The following is a 25,493-nucleotide window of genomic DNA, read 5'->3' as shown; positions in this document are numbered from 1 at the left end:
CATGGGCCGCATGGACCAGCCCACCCGGTGGACCAGGGCGACGGTGTACCCCGACATGTGGGTCGACCCCGCGGACGACCCGCGGAACAGCGAGGGCGTCAGCCCGGACGGCGAGCTGCCGACGCTCCTCGACTACCTGGGCCGGTACCGCGCGACGCTGCTCATGAAGTGCGAGGACCTGGACCCCGAGCAGCTCGCCCGGCGGTCGGTGCCGCCCTCCACCCTGTCGCTGCTCGGGCTCGTCCGGCACCTGGCCGAGGTCGAGCGGGACTGGCGCGGGTGGATCACCCCCGGCGACCCGCCGGCCCGGCTCTACGGCGCGGGAGACGCGGCCTTCGAGGACGCCGCGGCCGACCCCGACCAGGTGTCCGCGGCGTTCGCCGACCTGGCGCGGGAGCAGGCCGCGACCGACGCCGTCGTCGCCCGGCACCCGGACCTGGGCGAGCGCCTGGGTGCCGACGGGATCGCCGTCCGCGAGCTGCAGGTGCACCGGATCGAGGAGTACGCGCGGCACTGCGGGCACGCGGACCTGCTGCGGGAGTGCGTCGACGGCCGCGTCGGGCAGTGACGCGCGCGCCGAGCGGCCCCGGGGCGCACGTCCCGGACCGCGCCGCGAGGCCGCGCCCTCCGGCCACCTCCACGGCGACCGGTCCGGTGGGCGCTCGCCGGGGTCGGCGGGCCGGGCGACCTCGTCACCCCCGCGCCGCCCGGCCGCGGCGGCGCGGCGCCGCCGACCGCGGCGGGTTCGCCCGCAGGTGGTCCCGGACCGTGCCGAGCACCCGCGCGAGCGCCTCGACGTCCTCGCGCGGCAGCGGCTCGACCAGCAGGTCCCGCACCACGCCGATGTGCCCCGGGAACACCCGGGCGAGCACGCCGCGCCCGGCGTCCGTGATCGTCACCGTGACGCCGCGCTCGTCGTCGGGGGCCGGCGCGCGCGTCACGAGCCCCGCCTTCTCCAGCAGGCCCGCCTGGTAGGTCAGACCGCTGCGGCTGTACACGACGCCGTCGGCCAGGTCCGTCATGCGCCGGCTGCCCTCCGGCGCGTCCCCGAGCGTCGCGAGCAGCTGGAACTGGACGTAGCTCAGCCCGCCCGCCTCCTGCAGCTGCTGCTCGACGGTGTGCCGCAGCAGGCTGCTCACCTCGATGAGCGCGAAGTACGCGCCGAGCTCCACGGGGTCGAGGGACGGCTGGGCGGCGTCGGTCATGCGCCCCATCCTAGGTGCTTCGAATTCGCAGGCGCCGGCGTCGCGGGTCAGCGCAGCGTGAGGACCTCCACCCCGTCCTCGGTGATCGCCACCGTGTGCTCGCTGTGCGCCGTCCGCGCGCCCGTCGCGCTGCGCAGCGTCCAGCCGTCGGCGTCCGTGACCAGCTCGTCGGTGTCCGCCATGACCCACGGCTCGATCGCGAGCAGCAGCCCCGGCCGCAGGGTGTAGCCGCGCCCGGCCCGGCCCGTGTTCGCGATGTGCGGGTCCTGGTGCATCGTCGACCCGACGCCGTGCCCGCCGAACTCGGTGTTCACCGTGTACCCGGCCTCGGTGAGCACGGTCCCGATCGCGTGCGACAGGTCCCCGACGCGGGCGCCCGGGCCGGCGGCGGCGATCCCGGCGGCCAGCGCACGCTCGGTGGCGTCGATCAGCGCCAGGCTCTCCGCGGGCCGGGACCTCCCGACCACGAAGCTCACCGCGGAGTCCGCGACGATCCCGTCGAGCGATACCGCCAGGTCGAGGGTCAGCAGGTCGCCGTCGGCGAGCACGTAGTCGTGCGGCTTGCCGTGCAGCACGGCGTCGTTGACCGAGGTGCAGATGTAGTGCCCGAACGGCCCGCGGCCGAACGACGGCGCGTAGTCGACGTAGCAGGACTCCGCCCCGGCGTCCGCGATCATCGCCCGGGTCCACCGGTCGATTTCCAGCAGGTTCGTCCCGACGGTGCTGCGTTCCTGCATCGTGCGCAGGATCGACGCCACGAGGGCGCCGGTCGCGCGGGCGCGGTCCAGCTCGGCGGGGTTCAGGATCTCGATCATCGTGCGGCCTTCCAGCGCCGTGCGGATAACTATCCCGGCCATGCTATCCCGGTACTAGAATCCCGGGCATGGTCAGGCTCCCGCTCACCCCCGACGACGTCGAGCGCGGCCGCCGGCTCGGCGCCCTGCTGCGGCGGGCGCGCGGTGCGCGCACCGTGCTGGCGGTCGCGCTGGACGCCGGCGTCTCCCCCGAGACGCTCCGCAAGATCGAGTCCGGGCGCGTCGCGACCCCCGCGTTCCCGACCGTCGCGGCCGTCGCCGAGGTGCTGGGGCTCTCGCTGGACGACCTCTGGGCGGAGATCCGGCGGGCGGAGGCCCCGGCGCTCACCGGGGCCGGCGGCGTGCGCGTCGCGTCCTGACGGGCCCCGGCGTCACCAGGTCCGTCGCACGGCCGCCTTGCTGCCCGTGACGAGGCTCCGCTCCGGCACGTCCTCGGCGACCACGGCGCCCGCCGCGACGACCGAGTCCCGGCCGATCGTCACCCCGGGCAGGATCGTCGCGCCGGCGCCGATCCAGACGTTCTCGCCGACGTCGATCGGTCCGCCGGTGAGCCAGACGCGGCGGTCCTCGGTGTCCACGGGGTGCCCGACCGTGACGAACGTGGCCTTCGGCGCCACCAGCACCCGCGGACCGAGCCGGATGCCCGCGTAGTCGAGGAACGTGCAGTTCTGGTTGATGAACACCCGGTCGCCGAGGTCGAGGTTCAGGCCGTGGTCGGTGAAGAACGGCGGGTAGATCGTCACGCCGTCGGGCAGCGGACGGCCCAGGATCCGCTCCAGGAGCGCGGAGCGCCCCGCCTCGTCGTCGAACGGCAGGACGTTCAGCCGCGAGGTCAGCTCGGTGGCCCGCAGCACCCGCTCGGACATCGCGCGGAACTCGGGGCTGTGGATCCGCAGGAGGAGGTCGCCGGCCATGCGACGATCCTCCCGCGCGGCGCCCGGCGGCCGACGCAACCCATCCGCGCGCCGCTGCGTCTTCTACGGTGTGACCACCATGAGCAGCGCGGACGGCGTGGACTTCCTGCGCGAGAGGTTCGAGGCAGCCGGGCACGCGCCACCCGCCCGGACGGCGATCGACCCGCCCGGTGCCGACGAGGTCGCCCCCGTCGCGGTCGACCGCGACCGCCAGTTCACCGAGTTCGTCCGGCTCCACCAGGGCGACCTGCTCCGCACCGCCTGGCTGCTCTGCGGCGACCGGCACCAGGCCGAGGAGCTCGTGCAGCAGGCGCTCGTGCGGACCTACAGCCGGTGGGGGCACGTCCGGCAGCGCGACCCGCTCGGGTACACCCGCCGCGTCCTGGCCAACCTGCGCGTCGACCACTGGCGCCGCCGGCGGCGCGAGGTGCTGGTGCCGCCCGAGGACGTCGGCCCCGACAGCACGCCGCTGCACGGCCGGCCGGCGGGAGACCGCACCGGCGACCGGGACCAGCTCGTCCGGGCGCTCGCGACCCTGACCCCGCGGCAGCGCCGCGTCGTGGTCCTGCGGCACTTCCTCGACCTGTCCGAGGCCGAGGTGGCCGAGGACCTCGGCGTGAGCGCCGGGACCGTGAAGTCGACCGCCTCCCGGGCGATGGCCGCGCTCCGCGCCGTCCTCGCCCCCGATGACACCGACGACACCGACGCGGGCGCCGCCCGGGACGGGAGCCACCGATGAGCACCCCCGACGACGACCTCGCCCGCCGGCTCCGCGCCCGCGCCGACGCCGAGGCGCCCGCGATGTCCGTCGACCTCGCCGCGGTCGTGCGCGGCGGCCGGCGGCGGCGCCTGGCCCGCGGTGGCGCCGCGCTCGCCGTGACGGCCCTGGCCGTCGCGGGCGCCTGGTCCGGGGTGCGCGCGCTCGACACCGCACCCCACGAGCTCCAGCCCGCGGGCACCTCCTCCCCCGCTCCGACCCTGACGGAGGCGGACCTGCACGCCGAGGTCGACCCCGTGGCCGGCACGATCACCTTCCCGCTGGCCCGGTACGACCTGACCGAGGACGAGTGGGCCGTCGTCGGGCGCGCGCGGGCCTGGGAGATGAAGCGCTGCGCCGAGGTCGAGGTGGGCCGGGAGATCGCGTGGGAGACGGCCGTCCCGGGCGACCCGCACAGCGACCGCACGTTCGGCGTCTGGGACCTCGGCGAGGCACAGGAGTACGGCTACGCGGTGCCGCCCGAGGGCGGGCGCCCCGCCGGTGCGGTCGACGCCGACGTGCCGCAGACCGTCTGGGAGGCCTGCGGAAAGTCGGCGGCCGTGCGAGCGATGAGCCCGGAGGTCGACGGCAGCGATGAGCTCGCCGCCGCCCTCGGGACCGCGTGGGAGGCGGCGCAGGCATCCGAGGCGACCCGCGCAGCCGTCGCGGACTGGACGGCGTGCCTCGCCGAGCACGGGCTCGAGCCCGCCGGCGGCGACAGCGGCTACACCGTCGCCGGGGCGTCGCTGAGCCGGTGGGACCGGGACTCCGTCGCGCTCGCCGTGACGGACGTGCAGTGCAAGACGGCGGTCGACTTCGTGCAGCGCATGGCGGACGCCCGGGCCGCGGCCCAGGCACCGGTGCTGGTGACGTTCCGCGATGAGCTGGAGGCGCGGCTGGCCCACCAGCGGGCGGCGGTGGCCGAGGCGGAGGCGTACCTCGCGGCGCACCCCGAGATCCCCTAGCGCCGGCACGGGGCGCCCGCGGCGAGCCGGAGCTGGTGCACGAACAGGGGGCGCGACGGTCCGGCGTCGATCGACGGCCTCGACCGCGACCCCGCGCACCGGTCTGGTTCGAGCTGCACGAGGACCTGCCGGCGACGCTCGGGGCGTGCCGCTGACGCCCACGGTCCCCGGCGGGCGGGTGCGCGTGCCTACGCTCGGTCCCACGACCGGACGAGGAGGTCCCGCGATGCGGTTGACGACGACGACGCACGTCTCGCTCGACGGCGTGCTGCAGGGCATGGGCTCCGCCGACGAGGACCCCCGGGGCGGGTTCACGCGCGGCGGATGGGCGCTCGGCTCGGGAGACCCCGCGGTCGGCGACCTGGTCGCGGCGGAGTACGACGACGCGGCGGCGTTCCTGCTCGGGCGGCGCACGTACGAGATCTTCGCGGGGTACTGGGGCACGTTCCCGGACCCCGCGTCGCACCCGGTCGCGGCCGCGCTGCACGACAGGCCGAGGTACGTCGCGTCCCGCACGCTGACCCACCCGGCGTGGCCCGGCACGACGGTGCTCGCGGGCGACCTGGCCGAGGCGGTGGGCCGGCTCCGGTCGACGGGCGACGGCGACCTGCTCGTGCCCGGGAGCGGTGCCCTGGTCCGCTGGCTGCTGGCGCACGGCCTGGTCGACCGCATGAGGCTGCTGGTCTACCCGGTCGTGGTCGGGCAGGGGGAACGGCTGTTCCCCCAGGACGGGCCGTACCTGCGCCTGACGCTGGTGTCGTCCACGACGACGCCGGGCGGCGTGACGGTGCAGACCTACGAGCCCGCCGGGCGGCCGGCGTCCGCCGGGACGGGACGGCACCCGGACGCCTGACGCCGCGGAGGCGGCGCCCGCCGGTGGTCACGCGCCCGCCGGACGGCAGCGTGCCCGGCGGCGCGGTGCCCGACGTGCCGTGCGGTCCGGAGGTCCGGGACCACGGCGACGACGGTTCGCAGGGCCGGATCGGCGAATGCGGGCGCGCGCTGCGCGGCGTCGTCGCTCCGCCGCCACGGGGCTGACGCGCGCGCCGGTGCGCCGCGCCCGACGTAGCGTCGGCCGCATGCCCACCACCGGCCCCCGACGTGCTCCGCGCGCGGAGCGGCTGCGCCTCGCCGTCGAACGGGACGGCGCCCGGTGCGTCTGGTGCGGGCGGGCGTTCGGCCCGCTCGTCCCGCCGACGCGCGAGCACCTCGTTCCGCGGTCCAAGGGCGGGCCGTCCTGGCTCGAGAACGAGGTGCCCGCGTGCCGCCGGTGCAACGCCGAGCGCGGTCACCGCGGCGTCGTCGAGTGGCTGGAGGAGTGCGCACGCCGCGGCTGGGACCCGGACGCCGACGCGGTCGCCCGTTCTCTCGACGCCGTCGCCGCGGCGATCGCCGAGCGCGGTGGCCAGCGTCGGGCCCGGTCGTACGTCGCGGCGCAGCTGCGCCGCCTGCGGCGCTGACCGCGTCCGCGCGGCGCGCCCGCGCGCCCCGCCTCGCGGTCAGCGCCGAGCGGGCAGCCGACACGTCGAGCGAGCATCCGCCGGCGACCCCCTGGACGTGTCGGATGCCCCCTCGGCGCGCGTCGCGGCGGGCGCCCGGAACCGCCGGGCGCCCGCCGGCGTCGAGCAGCACGGGCTCGCGCGCCTCTGGGCGGGCGTCACCGGTCAGCAGCACGGCGTCCCCCCGCCGGGTCGTGCCGGCGCGGGGTGCGCCGGCGTCCGTCGCGCGCTACCCGTGCGCGCCGTCGCCGGACGCCGCCCGGTCGGCCGCGCGCACGAGGTCGACGTGGTCCTGCGTCACGCGGAGCAGGTCGCCCGGGCACAGGTCGTCGTCGACCACGACCTCCCGCGCGTCGGCGTAGGTGACCACGAGCGGCGGGCCGTAGCACTCCGTGACGTCCAGGAGCAGCGCGCCGCCGCCGTCGCCCACCTCGGTGCGCTCCTCGTCGCCGAGCCGGACGGTCACGTCGTCGTCGGCCTGGTTCGCGATCTCGATGTCCGCGCCCGGGGCGCACCCCGCGACCGCGAGCAGCACCGCCCCGGCGACCGCTCCGACCAGCACGTCCCTGCCTGCGCGCACCGCACCCTCCCCCGGTCCGCCGCCCCCGCGGCGGCTTCCACGACCGTAGGCGGTGCCCCGGCACGGCGGGCCGGGAGCCTGTGCGGATCCTGTGCGGGTCGCGGGTGGTCGGACGCGCCGGCGTCACACAGCCCCGACCCGCGCCCGCCGCGGGCCCGGCCGCCCCCGCCGCGCGGCGCGGTGTGACGCACCGCACACCCCGGGGTGACGAACGGCCCGCCCACGCGCCGCCCGCGGGGAGCAGCATCGGGAACGGGCGGCGACGGCGCCGCCCGTGGCCGACCGCGCCCGGGCACCCGGCGCCGGCCGCGACCCCCGTCGTGAGGAGACGCGATGCGCACCGAGCACACCGACCCCCGGTTCGCCGTCGAGGTCGACGACCGCCCGACCTACCGGGTCGACTTCGTCGGCGCGTACGGGGCGACCGAGGAGTTCCGGATCTTCGCCGCGCCGGACCTGCCCGCCGTCCAGCGCTGGGTCGGCGACCAGGCCGCCGGCCGCGACTACACGGTGTGGGTCGAGTACCCCGGCAGGTCCGGGGTCGGGCTCGCCCAGGTGCTGTCCTCGCGCTGACGCCGGCGGCGCGTCAGCCGGACGCGAGCCGGCGCAGCGCCGAGCGCTTGTGCGCGGCGCGCGCCCCCGTCCTCTCGGACTCGACCAGGTACGCGGGCTCGTCGTCGGACGCGGTGAACGTCTGGCCGTCGTGCTGGAAGTCCGCGGTCCGCCGCTCGACGACCCGACCCCGCGTGCGGCCCTGGGACGTGTTCCAGGACACCCGGTCCCCGACGTGGAGCGGTTCGGCCATGCTGCGGTCCTCCGGTGCGGCTGACGTGCGCGTCGGGCCAGTCGACCACACGCGGCGGGGCGCGGCGCGGCGGGCGGGGCGCGGGGTGCCGCGCCGCGACCCGCTACCCGACCCAGCCGACCGCCCGCAGCACCGCCGCGGCCACCTCCGCCGGCGCGAGCCCCTCGACGTCGACCAGGTGGTCCTCGACCCGCGCGGCCTCGAGGATCGCGTGCAGCTCGCCCGCGCGGTGCCGGTGCCACGCGAGCACCGACGCGTGGCCGGCGTGCCGCACGTCGAGCCGGTCGCGCACGGCCGGGACGGGGAGCCGGAGCCGGCACACGGTCAGCGGCATCCCCACCGCGGCGGCGTAGGCCCCCCGCGACTCGTCGTCCTCGAGCACGCCCGCGAGGACGAGCCGTCTCGCGCCCCGCCGCCGGTACACCGCGGCGACCGCGCGGAGGTTCTCCAGCTCCAGGTCCTGCTGGAACGGGTCGCCCGGCGGGGCCGGCCAGGACCGGCGCAGCTCGTCCAGGTCGACCACCGCGTGCGGGACGCCGTGCTCCGCGAGCAGCTCGCCCACGTGGTCGGCGGTGGTGCTCTTGCCCGCGCCGACGGTGCCGGTCAGCAGGAGGGCGGCGGGAGCGGGCGCCGGTGCGACGGTCACGACCCCACGCTACGGGAGGCGGCGCGGTGCGCGGCCTCCTCCGGCACTCTCAACGTATAGCGCGGTGGGGGTCTTGCCGCAAGGCCCCCACCCGGGCCCAGAATCCTCGGCGCACCACCCCTGCGCCCGAGGAGCCCGATGACCGCGACCGCCGCCTCCGCCTTCGCCCTGCCCGACCGGCTGGCCGCCAAGGCCGCCCCCGCCCTCATCGCCGACGACGAGCGCCGGTTCGTCGCGATCGCCGAGGCTCTCGACGCGACGACCGCCGACCTGGCGGAGCGGCTCGACGGCGTGCGCCGGCGGCCGGCGGGCCGCGGGCAGGAGACGCTGGACCGCGACGCCGAGGTGCGTCGGCTGTCGGCGCGGCTGCGTGCGCTGCGCCGGTTCGGGCTGGACCTGTGCCTGGGCCGGATCACGCCCGACGACGGCGGCGAGCCGGTGTACGTCGGCCGGCTCGGGCTGACGGACGCCGACGGCCGCCGGCTGCTGGTCGACTGGCGCTCGCCCGCCGCCGAGCCGTTCTTCGGCGCGACCCGCGCGCGGCCGCTGGGCCTGGCGGCGCGCCGCCGCTACCGGTGGACCGGCGGACGGGTCACCGACTACTGGGACGAGGTGTTCACCGCCGACGGGCCGGTGGGCGCCGCGGCACGCGCCGCGCTGGACGACGAGTCCGCCTTCATCGCGAGCCTCGGCGCCACTCGCACCGCGCGGATGCGGGACGTCCTGGGCACCATCCGGGCCGACCAGGACGCGGTCGTGCGCGCGGGGTCCCGCGGCACCCTGGTCGTCGACGGCGGCCCGGGCACCGGCAAGACGGTGGTCGCCCTGCACCGCGCCGCCTACCTGCTGTACGCCGACCCGCTGGTGGAGCCGCGCCGCGGCGGCGTGCTGGTGGTCGGCCCGAGCCGCCCGTACCTCGACTACGTCGCGGACGTGCTGCCGAACCTGGGCGAGGACGGCGCCCGCACCTGCGTGCTGCGCGACCTGGTCCCCGAGGGCGCGGCGGCCGTCCCGGAGAACGACCCCGAGGTCGCCCGGCTCAAGGGCACCCTCGAGATGGTCCGCGCGATCGAGCCGGCGGTGCGGTTCTCGGAGCGCCCGCCGACCGAGGGGCTGCTGGTCGAGACCCCGTGGGCCGACCTGTGGCTCGGCCCCGACGACTGGGCCGAGGCGTTCGGCGCCCCCGACCCCGGCACCCCGCACAACGAGGCCCGGGACGTGATCCGGGAGGCGCTGCTGGACCTGCTGACCGAGAAGGCACGGGAGGAGGACGAGGAGGTCCCCGCCGACCTGCTCCGCCGCACCCTGCAGCGCGACGGCGACCTGAGCGCAGCGCTCGACCGGGCGTGGCCCGTGCTCGACGCCGCCGAGGTCGTCGCCGACCTGTGGTCGGTCCCGGCCTACCTGCGGCTCTGCGCCCCCTGGCTGACGCCCGAGCAGGTGCGGCTGCTCCAGCGCGCGGACCCCCGTGCGTGGACCGACGCGGACCTGCCCCTGCTCGACGCGGCCCGGCAGCGCCTCGGCGACCCGGGGGCGTCCCGCCGCCGGCACCGCCGCGAGGCCGAGGCGGCGGCCGAGCGGGAGTACCGGTCGCGGGTCGCCGACGACCTGATCGCCGCCGACCACGAGGGCGAGCAGGAGGGGATGCTCGACATGCTGCGCGGCGCGGACCTGGAGCACGCGCTGCTCGGCGACCCCGAGGACGCCCGCACCGAGACCGACCGCCTCGCCGGCCCGTTCGCGCACGTGGTCGTCGACGAGGCCCAGGAGCTCACGGACGCGCAGTGGCAGATGCTGCTGCGCCGGTCGCCGTCGCGGAGCCTCACCGTCGTGGGCGACCGGGCGCAGGCCCGGAGCGGTTTCCCCGAGTCGTGGGCGGACCGCCTGGGGCGGGTCGGCCTCGGCGCGCCCACGGTGGCGTCGCTCACGATCAACTACCGCACGCCCGTCGAGGTGATGGCCGCGGCCGAGCCGGTGATCCGCGCCGCGCTGCCCGACGCGAACGTGCCGACCTCCGTCCGCAGCACCGGTGTCCCGGTCGCGCATGGTCCGGTCGCGGACCTCGACGGGCTGCTGACGTCCTGGCTCGCCGAGCACCCGGAGGGGGTCGCGTGCGTGATCGGCGCCGACCGCGAGGTCCCCGGGGCTCCGCGTGTCCGGTCGCTGTCACCCACCGGGGCGAAGGGGCTCGAGTTCGACCTGGTGGTGCTGGTGGACCCGGGGCTCTGGGGCGACGGGGTCACCGGGGCGGTCGACCGGTACGTGGCGATGACCCGGGCCACCCAGCGGCTGGTCGTGCTGACCGGCCCCCGCGGCTGAGGGGGCGTCGTGCCGGACTGGGCCTGGACGCTGGTCGGCGTCGCCGCGGGCGTCCTGCTGCTGTGGCTCGCGCTCGTCGCCGCGCTGTGGGCGACCCGCCCCGACGAGGTCCGGCTGCGCGAGCTGCTCCGCCTGCTCCCCGACGTGGTGCGGCTGGTGCGCCGGCTGGCGGGAGACCGGACGCTCCCGCGCGGGGTGCGGGTCCGGCTGTGGCTGCTGCTCGGCTACCTGGCGCTGCCGTTCGACCTGGTGCCGGACGTGATCCCGGTGCTCGGCTGGGCCGACGACGCGATCGTCGTCGCCCTGGTGCTGCGGTCCGTCGTGCGGCGCGCCGGCCGGGAGGCGCTGGCCCGGCACTGGCCCGGGTCGCCCGAGGCGCTGGCGGCGCTGCTGCGGCTGGCGCGGCTGCCGGGCTGACACCGCGGTCGCCCGCCGGTCAGCCGGCGGTGCGCGCGCGCAGCGCGAAGACGCCCCAGCCGACGTGCTCGCGGGTGGTGCGCGCGTACTGCTCGGGTCCCGTCGCGAGCTCCTCACGGACCGCCCCGGCGAGCTCGTCGCCCGGGTTCAGGTCGAGCCACCGCCGCATGGTGAGCCACTGCGCCGCCTGGTAGCGGTCCCAGCTGTCCTGGTCGGCCAGCACCATCTCGACCACGTCGTACCCGAGGGAACCGAGCTGGGCGAGCAGGTCGGGCAGCGGCCGGAAGTCGTCGACGTGGGTCGCCCCGCACGCCTGCGCGGTGCGCTGATCGCCCGGCACCCGACGCCAGTAGGGCTCGCCGATCAGCATCGTGCCGCCGGGCCGCAGGCTGCGGGCGAGCAGCTCGACCGTGCCGGGGACGCCGCCGCCGATCCAGGTGGCACCCACGCAGGCGGCCAGGTCGACCGGCTCCGGGCCGACGTACCCCGCCGCGTCCCCGTGCACGAACCGCACGCGGTCGGCGACGCCGAGCTCGTGCGCCCGCGCCCGGGCCTGCCGCGTGAACGTCTCGCTGAGGTCCACGCCCGTGCCCGTCAGGTCGTGGTCCCGCGCCCAGGTGCACAGCATCTCCCCCGACCCGCTCCCCAGGTCCAGCGCGGTCGTGCCGGGCGGCAGGCGGAGCGCCTCGCCCAAGGTGGCGTACTTCTGCGGGGTGAACGGGTTGTGGATGCGGTGCGCGCTCTCACGGACCGCGAAGATGCGCGGGATGTCCCGGACCGCTCGGTCGTGGTCGGTGTCGTTCGTCGTCATCGGTCCTCGCTGCACGGCGGTCGGCGGCCGGTGCGGCCCGCCGGTGACCATCCGACCGGGACCGGGCGAGGAGAGCAACGGATTTGCGCCCCGGTGACACGACGAAGCCCTGGTGGGATCTCTCCCACCAGGGCTTCCACGTCGGGCTGACAGGATTTGAACCTGCGACCCCTTGACCCCCAGTCAAGTGCGCTACCAAGCTGCGCCACAGCCCGATGGTCCCCGCGGGGACCTCGGCGGCCCCCGCAGGAGCCTCGGAAACTCTACCGTATCCGGACGGTCCCGCCGTCCCCCGCCGGCAGGTGGGCGCGCCACGCGGTGGCGACCACCACCAGGCAGACCGCGGCGACGCCCAGCCCGGCGAGGAACATCTGCGGGTACGCCCACCGCGTCGACAGCCAGGCGAGCACCGCCGGCACGAAGAACCCGAGGTACGCGGCCGAGTAGTACACCGCGGTCAGCCCGGCGAGGTCGTCCGGGGTGGCGATCCGCTGCACCTCCGACAGGCCCGCGACCAGGGCCAGCCCGTAGCCGGCGCCCAGCACCGCCGCGGCGAGCAGCACCACCGGCAGCACGAGCGTCGCCGCCGCCCACGCGGCCAGCGCCATCCCGGCGACGAGGATCGCCAGCGCCACGACGGACGCCCTCGCGCTGTGCCGGGTGTCGATCAGCCGGGCCACGGACTGCACCGCGAAGCCCACGGCGAGCGTGACGACCGTCAGCAGCGCGGAGAACGCGATCGGCACCCCGCCGGCGTGCTCGCGCATCAGCCCGGGCAGCACCGCGTACGCCGAGCCCACCGCGCCGAACACCCAGGGTGCCAGCGGCAGCACCACCCGGAGGAACCGGCGGTGCCCGACGGCCGGGACGCGCAGGTCGTCCCGGAGCCGGCCCCGGGCGCCGGCCGGGCGGGCCGCGTGCGTCTCCGGGACCGCGAGCACCGCCAGTCCCGCGACCACGGTCACCACGGCGTGCAGGAGGTACGGCGTGCCCGTGCGCCACGGGCCCCACTGCGCGAGCGCGCCGGCCACGCCCGCGCCGAGCAGGAAGCCGAGGGTGAGCGCGAGCGACGCCCGGCGGGCGCCCGCCTGCGGGGACCCGGTCGCCGCGCACAGCTCCGCGACCCAGGTGGTGCCGACGGCCATCACGAGCCCGAGTGCGAGTCCCGACAGGACCCGCCCCGCCGCCAGGGCCGGCACCGAGGCCGGACCGAGCGCGAGGACGAGCGAGCCGACGATGCCGAGCGGCGCCGCGGGCAGCAGCAGGGGCCGCCGGCCGTACCGGTCGGACAGGGGGCCGCCGATCAGCAGCGCCGGGACGATGCCGAGCACGTAGGCCCCGAGCAGGACGTTCACGGTGAGCGCGGACAGGTGGCTCACCTCGCGGTACATGACCAGCAGCGGGGTGAACTCGTTGCCGCCCCAGGCCACGGCGAACATGAGCGCACCGACGCGGAGCCAGGCGCGCGGGCCGGGGCTCGTCGCGGGGGCGGCACCCTGGGTCGCGGTCGTCGCCGGGCCGTCGAGGTCCGTCGCCGTCACCGCGCGCCGCCGTCCCGGTCCGGGTGCGCGCCGTGCAGGTGCGCCCCGTGCAGGTGCGCCCCGTGCAGGTGCCCGTGGAGCCGCTCGCGGAACGCCGCCGCGTCGCCGGCCTCGATCGCCGCCACCAGCGCCTCGTGGCCCTCGACGAAGCCGGGCGCGCGCTCCCCCGACGCGCCCACCGACAGCGCGACCATCCGGCGCTGCCGCTCCCGCAGGGTGACCGAGAAGCCGGTGAGCAGGTCGTTCCCGCCGGCCGCGACGATCGCGAGGTGGAAGGCGGCGTCGTGCTCGGCGTAGGCGTCCAGGTCCCCCGCGGCGACGGACTCGCGCTGCCGCGCGACCAGGTCGCGCAGCCCGGCGGCGAGCGCCTCCCGGGCGGGCGCGGACCGCACCACGACGTCGACGGCGTGCGACTCCAGCAGCAGCCGCGCGTCGACGACCGCCTCGGCCTCCCCCGGCGCCACCGGGACCACCAGGGCGCCGCGCTTGGGGAACAGCCGGAGCCAGCCCTCGGAGGCCAGGCGGAGGAAAGCCTCGCGCACCGGCGTGCGGCTCATCGCGAGCTCGGCGGCGACGTCGCCCTCGCTGAGCATCTCCCCCGCGGGCAGCCGGCCGGACAGCAGCGCGTCCTTGACGTGCCGGTAGGCGGACTCGGCGGCCGGCGGGGCGGCGGGTGCGGCGAGCGACTTCATGGGTACTACATGTATCCCAGATGCATCCCCGGTCCAAATCGGGCGGCCCCGGGGCGGGAACCGGGGGTCAGCGCGCGGGGGCGGTCTCCTCCGCGGCGTCCCGGGCGACGTCGTCGTCCCCGGAGCGGCCCCGGAGCACGTCCAGCTCGGCGGCGACGACGCCGAGCAGCAGCAGGTCGACCACCAGGCCGGTCACCGCGCTCCACTGGTCGATGCGGAACAGGAAGATCTGGCTCAGGAGCAGGTTCACCAGCACCGCGCGCCGGAACCACTCGTAGCCCCGCCGCCGGTCCTCGCCGACGAACCGCAGCCCCACCGCCGAGCACGCCAGGGACGCGGCGCCGCTGGCGAGCAGCCCGACCATCGCCCACCACGGCAGGTCCGCGCCGGTCGAGACGAGGACGACTCCGCGCACCACGGTGTACAGCGTGACGAGCGCGAGCACACCGACGGTCAGGCGGGGCAGCCAGCGCACGCGCACGACCCGGCGCGACGCGGCCACCACGGCGCGGGAGACGGCGCTGATCGGGTCCGGCAGCTCGCGGGCGTCGTCCTCCACCACGTCGAGCAGGGCCCGCACCTCGGCTGCGCCCCGGACGTCGCCGGCACCGGCCACGAGCTCCCGGGCCTGCCGCCGGGCGCGCGGCGAGAACCCGCCCGCCAGGCCCGCCACGGCGAGGTCGGCGGCCGCGGCCAGGGTCTCGTGCGGGTCGCGCCGCCGGCCGTGGATGACCTCCCCGACCAGGACCAGCACGACCACGACGACGTAGATGAGCGACGCCGTCGGCTCGTAGAAGTAGTCGTTGTCGGACGTGACGAACTTGCCGATCTCGTCGATGAACAGCCCGAACCCGACGCCACCCAGCAGCGCCGCCAGCGGCCGGACCACCGGCCCGGCCCAGGACAGCGCCGCCACCACCGCGACCGCCATCAGCAGCCCGCCCCACAGGACGTGCGCGATGTGCAGGCCGTCGCCGCCGAGCTGCGGGAAGCCGGTCAGCGCGAGCAGCCCGCGGGTCACCAGGACCGTGAGCACCGTCACGGCGAGGAACCCGGCGACGTGCCGGGGCCCGGCGGGGTCCCGGGGCAGGCCCAGGACGAGCACCGGCGACCGGCGCAGCACGTGGTGCCGCTCCGGCGGGCCCGTCCGGTCCCCCGTCCGACCGACCTCCGACCCGCGGGTCACCGCTTGCGCTTCTCCCGCACCCGGACCGAGATCGAGATCGGCGAGCCCTCGAAGCCGAAGGTCTCGCGCAGCCGGCGCTCGATGAACCGGCGGTACCCCGCCTCGAGGAAGCCGGTCGCGAACACGACGAACCGCGGCGGCCGGGTCGAGGCCTGGGTCGCGAAGAGGATGCGCGGCTGCTTGCCGCCCCGCAGCGGGTGCGGGTGCGCCGCGACGAGCTCGCCGAGGAACGCGTTGAGCTTGCCGGTCGGGATGCGGGTGTCCCACGACTCCAGCGAGCGGGTCAGCGCCGGGACCAGCCGGTCGGTGTGCCAGCCGGTGCGCGCGGAGATGTTCACCCGCGGCGCCCACTGGATCTGCACGAGCTCCTTCTCGATCTCGCGCTCCAGGTAGGGCCGGCGGTCCTCGTCCATCAGGTCCCACTTGTTGTACGCGATGACGAGCGCGCGGCCCGCGTCGATGACCTGCTGGATGACGCGGGTGTCCTGCTCCGTGAGCGGCTGGGACGCGTCGAGCAGCACGACCGCGACCTCGGCCTTCTCGATCGCGGCCTGCGTGCGCAGCGAGGCGTAGAAGTCGGCGCCGGAGGTCTGGTGCACGCGACGGCGGATGCCGGCGGTGTCCACGAACCACCACGGCACCCCCTTGAGCTCGACGAGCTCGTCGACCGGGTCGCGGGTGGTGCCGGCGGTGTCGTCCACGACCACGCGGTCGGTGCCGAGCACCTTGTTCAGCAGCGAGGACTTGCCGACGTTGGGTCGGCCGACCAGCGCGACGCGTCGCGGGCCGCCGGGGCGGGCCGTGGCGTGCTGCGAGACGGTCGGCAGCGCGGCCATCGCGGCGTCCAGCAGGTCGCCGGTGCCACGGCCGTGCAGGGCCGAGACGGGGTGCGGCTCGCCCAGGCCGAGGCTCCAGAGCTCGGCGGCGTCCGCCTCGACGCGAGGACCGTCGACCTTGTTGGCGCACAGCACGACCGGCTTGCCGGACTTCCGCAGCAGGCGCACGACGCGCTCGTCGGTGGCCGTCGGGCCGACCGTGGCGTCCACGACGAACAGCACGGCGTCGGCCAGCGAGATCGCGACCTCGGCCTGCTCGGCGACGCGCGCCTCGATGCCGGCGACGTCGACCTCCCAGCCGCCGGTGTCCACGAGCGTGAACCGGCGCCCGGCCCACTCCGCCGGGTACGACACCCGGTCGCGGGTGACGCCAGGCCGGTCCTCGACGACGGCCTCGCGCCGGCCCAGGATGCGGTTGACCAGCGTCGACTTGCCGACGTTCGGCCGGCCGACGACGGCCAGCACGGGCAGCGCCTGGTTCGAGCCGTCCTCGTCGAGGTCGTCCACGTCGCCGGAGAGCAGCGCGACGTCCTCGTCCTCGAGCTCGTAGTCGTCGAGGCCGGCCCGCAGGGCGCGCTCGCGCGCCTCGTCGTCCTCCGCCTCCGCGGTCACGTCGGTGCCGTCGAAGGGCTCGGCCTCGGCGGGGCCGCTCCCGAGGTCGTCGGACTCCACGGCGGACCCGTCGAGGTCCTCGGAGGTGGTCGGCTGGGCCGGCTCGCTGTCACGCATGGGCACCATTCTCCCTGACCGAGCACCCGGCGACGAACCACGCCCCGGCAGGGCGGCCCAGCGACTGTGCAACCGACATGTCGAGTGTGCATCCGCCGGATGCACACTCGACGCGTCGGCTGCCCACTCGGTGTGCCCGGGCAGGCGACGCAGGCGGCCCCGGCGGGCGGGCACTGCGGGCGACCAGGGCGGCGGGCGCGCGCGGCGCGGGCGGCCGGGTCAGTCCGTCGGGAGGGCCGCGCCCGTGCGGGCCGCCGCGTCGCGCACCAGCGCGGACAGCGCCGCCCGCACGGTCTCCGTGCCCGCCCCGACCGCCTCGCGCCACGACTGCCCCGCGGCCGGCGACAGGTCGAGGGGCGCGCCGAGCTCGACGTGCAGCCGCCGCCGGAGCCCCGGGACGTGGCCGACCGACTCGCCCGTGCGCCGCGTCCCGAGGATCGCCACCGGGACCACCGGGGCGCCGGCGTGCACGGCCAGCCAGGCGACGCCGGCCCGTGCCGACGACGCGTCGCCGCGCCCGCGGTTGCCCTCCGGGAACACGCCGACCGCGTCGCCGCGCTGCAGCACCGCGAGGGCGGCGACCAGCGCGGCACGCCCGCCGGACCGGTCGACCGGGATCTGCTGCGCGGCCCGGAGCACGCCGCCGAGCGGGCCGCGGAACATCTCGTGCTTGACCAGGATGTGCACCGGGCGTGGCGTGATGCCCTGCAGCAGCGGCCCGTCGACGACGCTGGTGTGGTTGGCGGCGAACACCACCGGCCCCGACGCGGGGACGTGCTCGGCCCCGACGACCCGCGCGTCCCAGACGCCGTGCGCGAGGAACCTGCCGATGCCGCGCGCCCAGCCGGGCACCGGCCGGGAGGCGGGCACCGCGGCCGCCGTGCGGGACGCCGGCGGCGCCACGTCCGCGCCGCCGGTCACGCGTGCAGGTCCGCGGTGCGCGCCACGACGTCGAGCACCGCCTGGACCGTCTGGTCCAGGTCGAGGTCCGAGGAGTCGACCGTGACCACGCCGTCGGCCGCGACGAGGAACTGCGACACCGTCGAGTCGTCCGCATCCCGGCGGACTACCTGGTCCCGGGTCGCCGCGACCGCGTCGGCGTCGTCGGACCCGTGCACCTCGCGGGCGCGCCGGGCCAGCCGGGCCTCCTCGCTGGCGGTGAGCAGCAGCCGCACGTCGGCGTCGGGGGCGATCACGGTGGTGATGTCCCGGCCCTCGGCCACGATGCCGCGGCCCTGCGAGAACGCCGACGACGCCGCCTGCGCCGCGATCTCCGCGCGCTGCCGGCGGCCGAGCTCGGCCCGGACCTCCAGGTTGGTGGCCACGGCGCTCACGGCCGCGGAGATCGCCGTCTCGCGGATCGCCTCGCCGACGTCGTGCCCGTCGACGTGCACGCCGGGCTCGCGCGGGTCGACGCCCATGACCAGCGGCATCTCGCGGACGAGCTGCGCCACGGCGTCCGCGTCGGTCAGCGACACCCCGCGGTGCAGGGCCCACCAGGTCGCGGCGCGGTACATCGCGCCCGTGTCCAGGTACGCCAGGCCGAGCCGCTCGGCGACCCGCCGGGACACCGTCGACTTCCCCGAGCCGGACGGCCCGTCGATCGCCACCACCACGGGTCGCCGCACCTCGTGCGTCGTCACCGGACCAACCTCCAACCGCGGGCCGTCAGCTCCGCCTCCAGGTGCGCCGAGCGCGCGGGGTCGACCGACACCGCCGCCATGCCGACGGGCCGTCCCGCCGCGTGCTCGAGCCGCAGATCCTCCAGGTTCACGCCGGCCGCGCCGACGTCGGCGAGCAGCCGTGCGAGCTCGCCCGGCCGGTCCGGCACCAGCGCCGTCACGACCGCGTAGGCGCGGGGCGCGCCGCCGTGCTTGCCGGGGACGAGCGCCACGCCGGCGTTGCCGTCGGCGATCAGCCGGGCCACCCGCGCCAGGGCGCCCAGCTCGACGTCCTCCGGCCCGCTCGCCCGCGCGGCGCTGTCCAGCGCCCCCAGCACCTCGTCGAGGTCGTCCCGCAACCCGGCGAGGACCGCGCGCACCGCCGCGGCGTTGGCCGCGAGGATCGACGTCCACAGCGCCGGGTCGGACGAGGCGATCCGGGTGACGTCGCGCAGCCCCTGGCCCGCGAGCCCGAGCGCGTCCGGCTCGGCCCCGCGCAGCCGGGCCGCCACCAGGCTGGCGGCGACCTGCGGCACGTGCGACACCACGGCCACCGCGGCGTCGTGCTCGGCGGCGTCCATCGTCACGGGCAGGCTGCCGAGGTCCGTCGCCAGCGCGCGCACCGCGAGCAGCGCGTCCGGCCGGGACTCACCGGAGTCGACGACGACCCAGGGCCGCCCGACGAACAGGTCCGGCACCGCGGCGGCAGGCCCGGAGCGCTCCCGACCGGCCATCGGGTGCGACCCGACGTACCGGGTCAGGTCCGCGCCGGCGGCGCGCAGCTCGTTCAGCACGTACCCCTTGACGCTCGCCACGTCGGTGACGACCGCCCCGGGGTGCGCGGCGAGCTCGGCCCGCACGACGTCCGCCGTCACGTCGGGCGGCGCGGCGACCACGACCAGCGCGGGCTCCGGATCGCCCTCCGCAGCGGGCCGCCCCGCCCCGACGTCGCGGGCCAGGGCCAGCGCCGTCCGGGACGGGTCGTGCAGCGTCACGTCGACGCCGCGCGCGGTCAGCGCCAGGCCCACGGAGGCGCCCAGCAGCCCCGTGCCGACCACGCGGACGGGGCCGCGGGTCACCACCGCGGCCGTGCCGTTCGTGCTCACATGCCCACCGACGTCATCAGCGAGCCGACCTCCGCCTTCCCGAGCACGCGGGTGCGGCCCGGGCGCAGGTCGCCGAGCTTGATCGGGCCGATCTGGGTCCGCAGCAGGCGGGTCACCGGGTGGCCCACCTCCTCCAGCAGCCGGCGGACGACGCGGTTGCGGCCCTCGTGGATCACGATCTCGACCATGCTCGCCTGCGGCGTGGCGTCCACGACCCGGAACGCGTCGACCGCCACGACCCCGTCCTCGAGCTCGACGCCCTTCTTCAGCCGCGCGCCGACGCCGGCCGGGACCCGGCCCTCGACGGTCGCCAGGTACGTCTTGGAGACGCCGTGCGACGGGTGCGACAGCCGGTTGGCCAGCTCGCCGTCGTTGGTCAGCAGCAGCAGCCCCTCGGAGTCGGCGTCCAGCCGGCCGACGTGGAACAGGCGCTCCTCGCGGTTCTGCACGAACTGCTCGAGCGACGGGCGCCCCTCGGGGTCGTGCATGGTCGACACGACGCCCAGCGGCTTGTTCAGCGCCAGGGTGATGACGTCCTTGTCGAGCTGCAGCCGCAGGCCGTCGACGTGGATCACCGCGGTGCGCGGGTCGACGCGCACGCCGAGCTCCAGCACCACCTGCTCGTCGACCGTCACGCGTCCGGCCGCGATCAGCTCCTCGCACGCGCGGCGCGAGCCGAGGCCGGCCTGCGCCAGCACCTTCTGCAGGCGCACGCCCTCGGGGTCGTGCACGTCGATGTCCGTCGGCCGCGGGCCGCGGGGGGGCGTCCGGCGCGGCTGCGGCGGGCGGGACGGCCAGGCCGAGCCCGGGCGGCCGGTGTCGGCACCGCGGGGGGCGCCGGAGCGGGGACCGCCGGTGCCGGAGCGCGCGGCGCCCGGACGCGACGCACCCCCGACGCGACCGGACGAGGCGCCGCCGGGGCGACCCGAGGACGACGCGCCCGGGCGACCGGCGCCGGGACGCCCGGAGCCGCCGCCGTAGCCGCCGCCCGAGGACGGACGGCCCGCGCCGCCGCCCTGGCCGCCCGAGCCGGACCGCCCGCCGCCGTACCCGGCGCCGCCGCCGGAGCGGCCGCCGCCCTGGCCCGCGCCGCCACCCGAGCGGCCAGCACCGCCCGAGCGGCCGGCGCCGCCCGCGCCGCCGCGCCCTGCTCCTCCGGACCGACCGCCGGACCCACCGGCCCCGCGGGCACCGCCGCCCGCGCCACCGCGGCCGCGACCGCCCTGTCCTGCTGCACTCATCACACGTCTCCTGTCGTCACTGCGGCCCCGTCCAGCCCGTCGAACGCGTCGATGTCGGGCAGGTACGGGGCGAGCGGGGGCAGCTCGTCGAGGCTCGTGAGGCCCATCCGCTCGAGGAAGTATCCCGTGGTCCGGTACAGCAGCGCACCCGACCCCGGGTCGGTGCCCGCCTCGGCGACCAGCCCGCGGGCGGTCAGCGTCCGCACGACGCCGTCCACGTTGACCCCGCGCACCCCCGAGACCTGCCCGCGCGTGACGGGCTGCCGGTAGGCGATCACGGCCAGGGTCTCCAGCGCGGCCTGGGTCAGCCGGGCGGTCTGCCCGTCCAGGACGAACTGGCCGACGACCTGGTGGAACGCCGGCGCCGAGTAGATCCGCCAGCCCTCACCGGCCTGGCGCAGCTCGTACCCGCGCGGGCGGCCGCCGTGCTCGCCGCGGTACTCCTCGGCGAGGGTGCGCAGCAGGTCGACGACCTCACCCGTGGGCAGGCCGAGCACCGTGGCGAGGCGCACAGCCGGGATCGGCTCGTCGGCGACCATCAGCACCGCCTCCAGCGCCGCGAGGGCGCCGCCGGGCAGGTCGTGCACGTCGGGCGCCGCCGGCACGGGCTCCGGGGGCAGCTCGCCCTCGCCCAGCCCGTCCGCCGGCACCGCCGTCACGTCGTCCGTCATGCGTCCTCCCCCACCCGGTCCGGCACCTCGTCCGGCGCACCCGGCACCACCGCGTCGCCCGGCACGTCGAGCACCCCGTCGTCCGCGTCGTCGAAGTCCGACGCCACGGCCACGTCGCCGTCCTCGGCCCCGGTCCAGCGCACGGTCAGCTCCCCCAGCGGCGTCACCTGGTCGAACGCCACGGCGCCCTCCCGGAACAGCTCCAGCAGCGCGAGGAACCGCGCGACCACCAGCAGGGTCGTGTCGGCGTCGGCGGTGAGCGCACGGAACGACGCCGCGCCGCCGTGCCGCAGCCGGTCGGCGAGCACCGCCGCCTGCTCCCGGACGCTCACCGCGGGGGCGTGCAGGTGGCTGAGGTCCACGCCGGGCGGCGGGGGCGCGGGCGCCAGCGCCTTCGCGGCCAGCGCCGCGAGCTCCTCCGGCCCGATCTGCCAGATCAGCTCCGGCAGCATCGCGGCCAGGTGCGGCTCCAGCTGCACCGTCCGCGGCAGCCGCCGGCCCTGCTCCGTGAGCCGGGCGCCGATGTCGGCGGCGACCACCTTGTACGCCCGGTACTGCAGCAGCCGGGCGAACAGCAGGTCCCGCGCCTCCAGCAGCTCGAGGTCCTCGGCGTCCTCGACCTCGCCCGCGGGCAGCAGGCGCGCCGCCTTGAGGTCGAGCAGCGTCGCGGCCACCAGCAGGAACTCGGACGCCTGCCCCAGGTCCCACGGGCGCCCACCGTCCGCCTCGGCCCGCTCGGCCGCCCGGATGTGGGCGATGAACTCGTCCGTGACCGCGGCGAGCGCGACCTCGGTGATGTCGAGCTTGTGCTTGGAGATCAGCCCCAGCAGCAGGTCGAACGGCCCGGAGAAGTTCTCCAGGTGCACCTCGAAGGCGCCGGACCCGGGCCGCGACGCGTCGTCGGGGGCACCGGGGGCGGCGGCGTCGGCCTCGGCGGTCGGCGCCGTCTCAGGCGGCGTCGCCACGGGCGACGAGCTCCCGCGCGAGCTGCCGGTACGCGTGCGCCCCGGCGTGCGTCGGCGCGTAGGTCGTGATCGGCTCCGCCGCGACCGACGCGTCCGGGAACTTCACCGTGCGGCCGATGACGGTGTGCAGGAGCGTGTCGCCGAACGCCTCGTACACCCGGGCGACGACCTCGCGGGCGTGCAGCGTGCGCGGGTCGTACATGGTGGCGAGGATGCCGTCGACCTCGAGGCGCGGGTTGAGCCGGTCGCGGACCTTCTCGATCGTCTCGACCAGCAGCGCCACGCCGCGCAGCGCGAAGAACTCGCACTCGAGCGGGATCAGCACGCCGTGCGCCGCGGTGAGGGCGTTCACGGTCAGCAGGCCGAGCGACGGCTGGCAGTCGACCAGCACCACGTCGTAGTCGTCCAGCACGGGCCGCAGCACGCGGGACAGGATCGACTCGCGGGCCACCTCGCTGACCAGCTGCACCTCGGCGGCCGACAGGTCGATGTTGGCCGGCAGCAGGTCCAGGCCCGGGATCTCCGTGGGCCGGATCAGGTCCTGGACGCGCGCGTGCCGGTCCACCAGCAGGTCGTAGACCGTGCGGTCGAGCTCGTGCGGGTTCGCGCCCAGGCCGACCGAGGCCGCGCCCTGCGGGTCGAAGTCGACGATGAGCACCCGGCGCCCGTACTCGGCCAGCGCCGCGGCGAGGTTGATCGTGGTGGTCGTCTTGCCGACGCCGCCCTTCTGGTTGCACATCGCGATGACGCGGGCGGGACCGTGGGCGGCGAGCGGCGCGGGGACGGGGAAGTCGGGCAGGGGCCTGCCCACCGGGTCGGTTGCGATCTCGGTCGTCTCCTCGCGTGCCACCCGCACAACCTACCGGAGCACCGGGCCGGTCAGCCGTCTCCCGCGCCGGTGCGCGCGGCGCCCGCCGCGACCCGCGCGGCGCTGTCCCGCCTGGCGCGCGGGTGGCTGGTCGCGTACACCTCGCGCAGCGTGTCCGGCGTCACCTTCGTGTAGATCTGCGTCGTCGTCACCGAGGCGTGCCCCAGCAGCTCCTGGACCACCCGGACGTCGGCCCCGCCGGCGAGCAGGTGGGTCGCGAACGAGTGCCGCAGCGTGTGCGGGGACACGTGCTCGGCCCCCGGCAGCCCGGCGCGCTCGGCGGCCGTGCGCAGCACCGCCCACGCGCTCTGCCGGGACAGCCGGGCGCCGCGGGTGTTGAGGAACACCGCCGCTCCCCCGCGGCCCGCGGCGGCCAGCGCGGGACGGGCGCGCACCAGGTACGCCTCCAGCGCCTCCACGGCGTACGCCCCGACCGGGACCACCCGCTCCTTGCTGCCCTTGCCGAACAGGCGCACGGCGGCGCGGCCCTCGGTCAGGTCGAGGTCGTCGACGTCGAGCCCGACCGCCTCGGAGATCCGGGCCCCGGTCGAGTACACGAGCTCCAGCAGCGCGCGGTCCCGCAGCGGGACCGGCCCGTCGCCGAGCGATGCGGCCTCCAGCAGCCGCTCCACCTCGTGGGTGCCGATCGCCTTCGGGAGCACCTGCGACTGCTTCGGCGGGCGCACGGCCCGCGCGGGGTCCGCGGAGGTCAGCCCCTCCAGGACCGCGAACCGGTGCCAGCCCCGCACGGCCACCACGGCGCGCTTCGCGGACGACGCCGACAGCACGGCCCGGCCGTCGGAGCCGGTCCGCACGGCGGTGAGGAAGTCCTCGACGTCGGACTCCGCCACGTCCGCGACCGACGCGCGGCCCGCGGCGGCCAGGTGGTCCACGTACCGGCTGAGGTCGCGCCGGTACGCGGCCAGCGTGTTGGCCGACAGCCCGCGCTCGACGGTGAGGTGGGCGAGGTAGCCGTCGAGGGCGGCGCGCAGGGCGGGGGCCGCCGGCTGCTCGTCCGTCATGCCGGTGCCTCCCCGCGGCCGTCTCGGTGGGTCAGAGCGGGAGGAACACGTCGACCGCCACCGCGACCGACAGCAGCGACAGGTACGTGATCGACCCGTGGAACACCGACATCGCGCGGAGCTTGCCGCGGCTCGGGTCCTGGGCGCGACGGTACAGCGCGACGTTCGACCAGAGGAACCACACGCCGAGCACGGTCGCGACGACCGCGTACACCCAGGTCATCCCGGCGACCGGCACCAGCAGCAGCGAGCAGGCGATCATCGCGACGGTGTACGCGATCATCTCCTTCGCGACCTTCGACTCGGCCGCGACGACCGGCAGCATCGGCACCCCGGCGGCGGCGTAGTCCTTGCGGAACTTCATCGACAGCGGCCAGTAGTGCGGCGGCGTCCAGAAGAAGATCACGCCGAACAGCAGCACCGCGGCCCAGGACAGCCCGCCGGTCACCGAGGACCAGCCGATCAGCACCGGCATGCAGCCGGCGGCGCCGCCCCAGACGATGTTCTGCGGCGTGCGCCGCTTGAGGATCATCGTGTAGCCGACGACGTAGATGAGGATCGCGCCGCCGGTGAGCAGCGCGGACGGCACGTTGACCAGCAGCGCGAGCCACAGCAGCGAGCCGACGCCCAGGGCCAGACCGAACACCAGCGCGGCGCGCGGGGTGATCTCCCCCGTGACCAGCGGACGACGCTTGGTGCGGTTCATCACCTGGTCGATGTCGCGGTCGAGGTAGCAGTTGAGCACGTTCGCCGCGCCCGCCGCGGCGGCCCCGCCGACCAGCGTGGCGAGCACCAGCCCGATCGGCGGGAACCCGCCCTGCGCCAGGATCATCGTCGGCAGCGTGGTGACGAGCAGCAGCTCGATGACCCGCGGCTTGGTGAGGGCCACGTAGGCCGCCACGCGGCGCCGCAGCGCGCTCCGGCCGTCCTGGGCCCGGGCACCGGGGGCCCGCGACGAGGCCCCGGCGGGAGCGGCTGGGCTCATCGTGCGCACGCTCCGGTCCTCCGCCCGTCGCTGGACCGCGCCGGCCGACGGCCCCGCGGATGATCCCGACCATCGTACGGCCCCCCGGGCAGCAGATGCGGCCGTGAACCGCCTGGGACCAGGGTCCCGGCCGTGTGACGTCCGTCGCCCCGGGCCCTCGCGGTGGCGGACCGGACGGCGGACCCCCGCCCGGCGGGTCTAGGCTCGAAACGCACGCCCGGCCCCGGGGGAATCAGGACCGGGCGTGAGCGGCGCCC

At 76.9% G+C, this 25,493-nt stretch carries 29 protein-coding genes and 1 tRNA gene; 9 read left to right on the top strand and 21 right to left on the bottom strand.

The features are described 5' to 3' along the window. Positions 1 to 10: 10 nt before the first annotated feature. A complete protein-coding gene (locus MHY85_RS00390; RefSeq protein WP_308191283.1) occupies positions 11 to 568 on the top strand; it encodes a DinB family protein in 558 nt (185 codons plus the stop codon). 124 nt (positions 569 to 692) lie between these two features. On the opposite strand, the gene MHY85_RS00385 is transcribed toward MHY85_RS00390, so the two are convergent. After that, entirely contained in the window at positions 693 to 1,205 is a 513-nt protein-coding gene (locus MHY85_RS00385; RefSeq protein WP_239191694.1) for a MarR family winged helix-turn-helix transcriptional regulator, read from the bottom strand. 47 nt (positions 1,206 to 1,252) lie between these two features. Next, the gene (map, locus tag MHY85_RS00380) at positions 1,253 to 2,020 is read right to left on the bottom strand and encodes a type I methionyl aminopeptidase (protein ID WP_239191975.1); all 768 of its coding nucleotides are present in this window, start codon (positions 2,018 to 2,020) and stop codon (positions 1,253 to 1,255) included. A gap of 68 nt (positions 2,021 to 2,088) precedes the next feature. Between map and MHY85_RS00375 the strand changes: the two genes are divergently transcribed. Then, the gene (locus tag MHY85_RS00375; protein WP_239191691.1) at positions 2,089 to 2,379 is read left to right on the top strand and encodes a helix-turn-helix transcriptional regulator; all 291 of its coding nucleotides are present in this window, start codon (positions 2,089 to 2,091) and stop codon (positions 2,377 to 2,379) included. Between the two features lie 12 nt (positions 2,380 to 2,391). Here MHY85_RS00375 and MHY85_RS00370 read toward each other — a convergent pair whose 3' ends face one another. After that, entirely contained in the window at positions 2,392 to 2,934 is a 543-nt protein-coding gene (locus tag MHY85_RS00370) for a DapH/DapD/GlmU-related protein (RefSeq protein WP_239191689.1), read from the bottom strand. A gap of 79 nt (positions 2,935 to 3,013) precedes the next feature. On the opposite strand from MHY85_RS00370, the gene MHY85_RS00365 reads away from it, so the two are divergent. The 4 genes from MHY85_RS00365 to MHY85_RS00350 all read left to right on the top strand — a co-directional run bounded on the left by MHY85_RS00365 (position 3,014) and on the right by MHY85_RS00350 (position 6,116). Continuing rightward, entirely contained in the window at positions 3,014 to 3,673 is a 660-nt protein-coding gene (locus tag MHY85_RS00365; protein ID WP_239191686.1) for a SigE family RNA polymerase sigma factor, read from the top strand. Next, the gene (locus tag MHY85_RS00360; RefSeq protein ID WP_239191683.1) at positions 3,670 to 4,656 is read left to right on the top strand and encodes a hypothetical protein; all 987 of its coding nucleotides are present in this window, start codon (positions 3,670 to 3,672) and stop codon (positions 4,654 to 4,656) included. The genes MHY85_RS00365 and MHY85_RS00360 overlap by 4 nt, the downstream gene beginning before the upstream one ends. A 226-nt stretch (positions 4,657 to 4,882) precedes the next feature. Further along, positions 4,883 to 5,509 carry a dihydrofolate reductase family protein gene (locus tag MHY85_RS00355; protein ID WP_239191681.1) on the top strand — a complete coding sequence of 209 codons (627 nt, stop codon included), beginning with the start codon at positions 4,883 to 4,885 and terminating at the stop codon, positions 5,507 to 5,509. Between the two features lie 226 nt (positions 5,510 to 5,735). Then, positions 5,736 to 6,116 carry an HNH endonuclease gene (locus MHY85_RS00350; protein ID WP_239191679.1) on the top strand — a complete coding sequence of 127 codons (381 nt, stop codon included), beginning with the start codon at positions 5,736 to 5,738 and terminating at the stop codon, positions 6,114 to 6,116. 268 nt (positions 6,117 to 6,384) lie between these two features. Here MHY85_RS00350 and MHY85_RS00345 read toward each other — a convergent pair whose 3' ends face one another. Continuing rightward, positions 6,385 to 6,735 carry a hypothetical protein gene (locus MHY85_RS00345; RefSeq protein WP_239191677.1) on the bottom strand — a complete coding sequence of 117 codons (351 nt, stop codon included), beginning with the start codon at positions 6,733 to 6,735 and terminating at the stop codon, positions 6,385 to 6,387. 333 nt (positions 6,736 to 7,068) lie between these two features. Here MHY85_RS00345 and MHY85_RS00340 point away from each other — a divergent pair, with 333 nt between their 5' ends. Then, the gene (locus MHY85_RS00340; RefSeq protein WP_239191675.1) at positions 7,069 to 7,308 is read left to right on the top strand and encodes a hypothetical protein; all 240 of its coding nucleotides are present in this window, start codon (positions 7,069 to 7,071) and stop codon (positions 7,306 to 7,308) included. 13 nt (positions 7,309 to 7,321) lie between these two features. Here MHY85_RS00340 and MHY85_RS00335 read toward each other — a convergent pair whose 3' ends face one another. Both MHY85_RS00335 and MHY85_RS00330 read right to left on the bottom strand, forming a co-directional pair. Further along, positions 7,322 to 7,540: a DUF2945 domain-containing protein gene (locus tag MHY85_RS00335; RefSeq protein ID WP_239191673.1), complete on the bottom strand. Its 219-nt coding sequence runs from the start codon at positions 7,538 to 7,540 to the stop codon at positions 7,322 to 7,324. A 103-nt stretch (positions 7,541 to 7,643) separates the two neighbouring features. Further along, positions 7,644 to 8,186 (bottom strand): adenylyl-sulfate kinase, encoded by a 543-nt coding sequence (locus MHY85_RS00330; RefSeq protein WP_239191670.1) that lies wholly within the window; start codon positions 8,184 to 8,186, stop codon positions 7,644 to 7,646. Between the two features lie 138 nt (positions 8,187 to 8,324). Here MHY85_RS00330 and helR point away from each other — a divergent pair, with 138 nt between their 5' ends. Both helR and MHY85_RS00320 read left to right on the top strand, forming a co-directional pair. Then, entirely contained in the window at positions 8,325 to 10,505 is a 2,181-nt protein-coding gene (helR, locus tag MHY85_RS00325; RefSeq protein ID WP_239191667.1) for an RNA polymerase recycling motor ATPase HelR, read from the top strand. 9 nt (positions 10,506 to 10,514) lie between these two features. Beyond that, positions 10,515 to 10,922 carry a YkvA family protein gene (locus MHY85_RS00320; protein WP_239191665.1) on the top strand — a complete coding sequence of 136 codons (408 nt, stop codon included), beginning with the start codon at positions 10,515 to 10,517 and terminating at the stop codon, positions 10,920 to 10,922. A 19-nt stretch (positions 10,923 to 10,941) separates the two neighbouring features. Here the strand turns inward: MHY85_RS00320 and MHY85_RS00315 are convergent, their stop codons facing one another. The 15 genes from MHY85_RS00315 to MHY85_RS00245 form a co-directional block, all read right to left on the bottom strand. Then, positions 10,942 to 11,733: a cyclopropane-fatty-acyl-phospholipid synthase family protein gene (locus tag MHY85_RS00315; protein WP_239191662.1), complete on the bottom strand. Its 792-nt coding sequence runs from the start codon at positions 11,731 to 11,733 to the stop codon at positions 10,942 to 10,944. Between the two features lie 141 nt (positions 11,734 to 11,874). Beyond that, a tRNA-Pro gene (locus MHY85_RS00310) sits at positions 11,875 to 11,948 on the bottom strand. A gap of 48 nt (positions 11,949 to 11,996) precedes the next feature. Then, positions 11,997 to 13,274 carry an MFS transporter gene (locus MHY85_RS00305; RefSeq protein WP_239191660.1) on the bottom strand — a complete coding sequence of 426 codons (1,278 nt, stop codon included), beginning with the start codon at positions 13,272 to 13,274 and terminating at the stop codon, positions 11,997 to 11,999. Continuing rightward, entirely contained in the window at positions 13,271 to 13,966 is a 696-nt protein-coding gene (locus tag MHY85_RS00300) for a GntR family transcriptional regulator (RefSeq protein WP_239191658.1), read from the bottom strand. Before MHY85_RS00300 ends, MHY85_RS00305 begins: the two co-directional genes overlap by 4 nt. Before the next feature lie 67 nt (positions 13,967 to 14,033). Further along, positions 14,034 to 15,152 carry a hypothetical protein gene (locus MHY85_RS00295; protein ID WP_239191656.1) on the bottom strand — a complete coding sequence of 373 codons (1,119 nt, stop codon included), beginning with the start codon at positions 15,150 to 15,152 and terminating at the stop codon, positions 14,034 to 14,036. Next, positions 15,149 to 16,717 carry a ribosome biogenesis GTPase Der gene (gene der / locus MHY85_RS00290; RefSeq protein ID WP_239191654.1) on the bottom strand — a complete coding sequence of 523 codons (1,569 nt, stop codon included), beginning with the start codon at positions 16,715 to 16,717 and terminating at the stop codon, positions 15,149 to 15,151. Before der ends, MHY85_RS00295 begins: the two co-directional genes overlap by 4 nt. A 219-nt stretch (positions 16,718 to 16,936) precedes the next feature. Then, entirely contained in the window at positions 16,937 to 17,638 is a 702-nt protein-coding gene (locus tag MHY85_RS00285; RefSeq protein WP_239191652.1) for a 1-acyl-sn-glycerol-3-phosphate acyltransferase, read from the bottom strand. After that, positions 17,635 to 18,360, bottom strand: a complete 726-nt coding sequence (gene cmk, locus MHY85_RS00280; protein ID WP_239191651.1) for a (d)CMP kinase — start codon at positions 18,358 to 18,360, stop codon at positions 17,635 to 17,637. The genes MHY85_RS00285 and cmk overlap by 4 nt, the downstream gene beginning before the upstream one ends. Continuing rightward, positions 18,357 to 19,484, bottom strand: a complete 1,128-nt coding sequence (locus MHY85_RS00275; protein WP_239191647.1) for a prephenate dehydrogenase — start codon at positions 19,482 to 19,484, stop codon at positions 18,357 to 18,359. Before MHY85_RS00275 ends, cmk begins: the two co-directional genes overlap by 4 nt. After that, a complete protein-coding gene (locus MHY85_RS00270; RefSeq protein WP_239191645.1) occupies positions 19,481 to 20,215 on the bottom strand; it encodes a pseudouridine synthase in 735 nt (244 codons plus the stop codon). Before MHY85_RS00270 ends, MHY85_RS00275 begins: the two co-directional genes overlap by 4 nt. 509 nt (positions 20,216 to 20,724) lie before the next feature. Continuing rightward, complete coding sequence (gene scpB, locus MHY85_RS00265) at positions 20,725 to 21,396, bottom strand: SMC-Scp complex subunit ScpB (RefSeq protein WP_239191642.1); 672 nt, start codon at positions 21,394 to 21,396, stop codon at positions 20,725 to 20,727. Next, positions 21,393 to 22,361, bottom strand: coding sequence for a ScpA family protein (locus tag MHY85_RS00260; RefSeq protein ID WP_374232487.1), 969 nt, complete (start codon positions 22,359 to 22,361; stop codon positions 21,393 to 21,395). The genes scpB and MHY85_RS00260 overlap by 4 nt, the downstream gene beginning before the upstream one ends. Continuing rightward, complete coding sequence (locus MHY85_RS00255) at positions 22,345 to 23,211, bottom strand: ParA family protein (RefSeq protein WP_158371711.1); 867 nt, start codon at positions 23,209 to 23,211, stop codon at positions 22,345 to 22,347. Before MHY85_RS00255 ends, MHY85_RS00260 begins: the two co-directional genes overlap by 17 nt. A 29-nt stretch (positions 23,212 to 23,240) precedes the next feature. Continuing rightward, complete coding sequence (gene xerD, locus MHY85_RS00250; RefSeq protein WP_239191638.1) at positions 23,241 to 24,251, bottom strand: site-specific tyrosine recombinase XerD; 1,011 nt, start codon at positions 24,249 to 24,251, stop codon at positions 23,241 to 23,243. A 31-nt stretch (positions 24,252 to 24,282) separates the two neighbouring features. Next, the gene (locus MHY85_RS00245) at positions 24,283 to 25,236 is read right to left on the bottom strand and encodes a heme o synthase (protein WP_239191616.1); all 954 of its coding nucleotides are present in this window, start codon (positions 25,234 to 25,236) and stop codon (positions 24,283 to 24,285) included. Between the last annotated feature and the right edge of the window lie 257 nt (positions 25,237 to 25,493).

The sequence above is a fragment of the Cellulomonas sp. ACRRI genome, from assembly GCF_022346185.1.
GTDB lineage: Bacteria > Actinomycetota > Actinomycetes > Actinomycetales > Cellulomonadaceae > Cellulomonas.
Note: the sequence above shows the minus strand (reverse complement) of the source record. Positions and strands in the feature narration are given on the sequence as shown.

What these genes read in the sequence shown, in the direction of transcription:
- MHY85_RS00340 (WP_239191675.1), top strand. Translation starts at nt 7,069, where the DNA reads ATGCGCACCGAGCACACCGACCCCCGGTTCGCCGTCGAGGTCGACGAC.
- MHY85_RS00315 (WP_239191662.1), bottom strand. Translation starts at nt 11,733, where the DNA reads ATGACGACGAACGACACCGACCACGACCGAGCGGTCCGGGACATCCCG.
- MHY85_RS00375 (WP_239191691.1), top strand. Translation starts at nt 2,089, where the DNA reads ATGGTCAGGCTCCCGCTCACCCCCGACGACGTCGAGCGCGGCCGCCGG.
- MHY85_RS00355 (WP_239191681.1), top strand. Translation starts at nt 4,883, where the DNA reads ATGCGGTTGACGACGACGACGCACGTCTCGCTCGACGGCGTGCTGCAG.
- MHY85_RS00370 (WP_239191689.1), bottom strand. Translation starts at nt 2,934, where the DNA reads ATGGCCGGCGACCTCCTCCTGCGGATCCACAGCCCCGAGTTCCGCGCG.
- MHY85_RS00245 (WP_239191616.1), bottom strand. Translation starts at nt 25,236, where the DNA reads ATGAGCCCAGCCGCTCCCGCCGGGGCCTCGTCGCGGGCCCCCGGTGCC.
- scpB (WP_239191642.1), bottom strand. Translation starts at nt 21,396, where the DNA reads ATGACGGACGACGTGACGGCGGTGCCGGCGGACGGGCTGGGCGAGGGC.
- helR (WP_239191667.1), top strand. Translation starts at nt 8,325, where the DNA reads ATGACCGCGACCGCCGCCTCCGCCTTCGCCCTGCCCGACCGGCTGGCC.
- MHY85_RS00390 (WP_308191283.1), top strand. Translation starts at nt 11, where the DNA reads ATGGACCAGCCCACCCGGTGGACCAGGGCGACGGTGTACCCCGACATG.
- map (WP_239191975.1), bottom strand. Translation starts at nt 2,020, where the DNA reads ATGATCGAGATCCTGAACCCCGCCGAGCTGGACCGCGCCCGCGCGACC.
- MHY85_RS00360 (WP_239191683.1), top strand. Translation starts at nt 3,670, where the DNA reads ATGAGCACCCCCGACGACGACCTCGCCCGCCGGCTCCGCGCCCGCGCC.
- MHY85_RS00385 (WP_239191694.1), bottom strand. Translation starts at nt 1,205, where the DNA reads ATGACCGACGCCGCCCAGCCGTCCCTCGACCCCGTGGAGCTCGGCGCG.
- der (WP_239191654.1), bottom strand. Translation starts at nt 16,717, where the DNA reads ATGCGTGACAGCGAGCCGGCCCAGCCGACCACCTCCGAGGACCTCGAC.
- MHY85_RS00365 (WP_239191686.1), top strand. Translation starts at nt 3,014, where the DNA reads ATGAGCAGCGCGGACGGCGTGGACTTCCTGCGCGAGAGGTTCGAGGCA.
- MHY85_RS00350 (WP_239191679.1), top strand. Translation starts at nt 5,736, where the DNA reads ATGCCCACCACCGGCCCCCGACGTGCTCCGCGCGCGGAGCGGCTGCGC.
- xerD (WP_239191638.1), bottom strand. Translation starts at nt 24,251, where the DNA reads ATGACGGACGAGCAGCCGGCGGCCCCCGCCCTGCGCGCCGCCCTCGAC.
- MHY85_RS00335 (WP_239191673.1), bottom strand. Translation starts at nt 7,540, where the DNA reads ATGGCCGAACCGCTCCACGTCGGGGACCGGGTGTCCTGGAACACGTCC.
- MHY85_RS00300 (WP_239191658.1), bottom strand. Translation starts at nt 13,966, where the DNA reads ATGAAGTCGCTCGCCGCACCCGCCGCCCCGCCGGCCGCCGAGTCCGCC.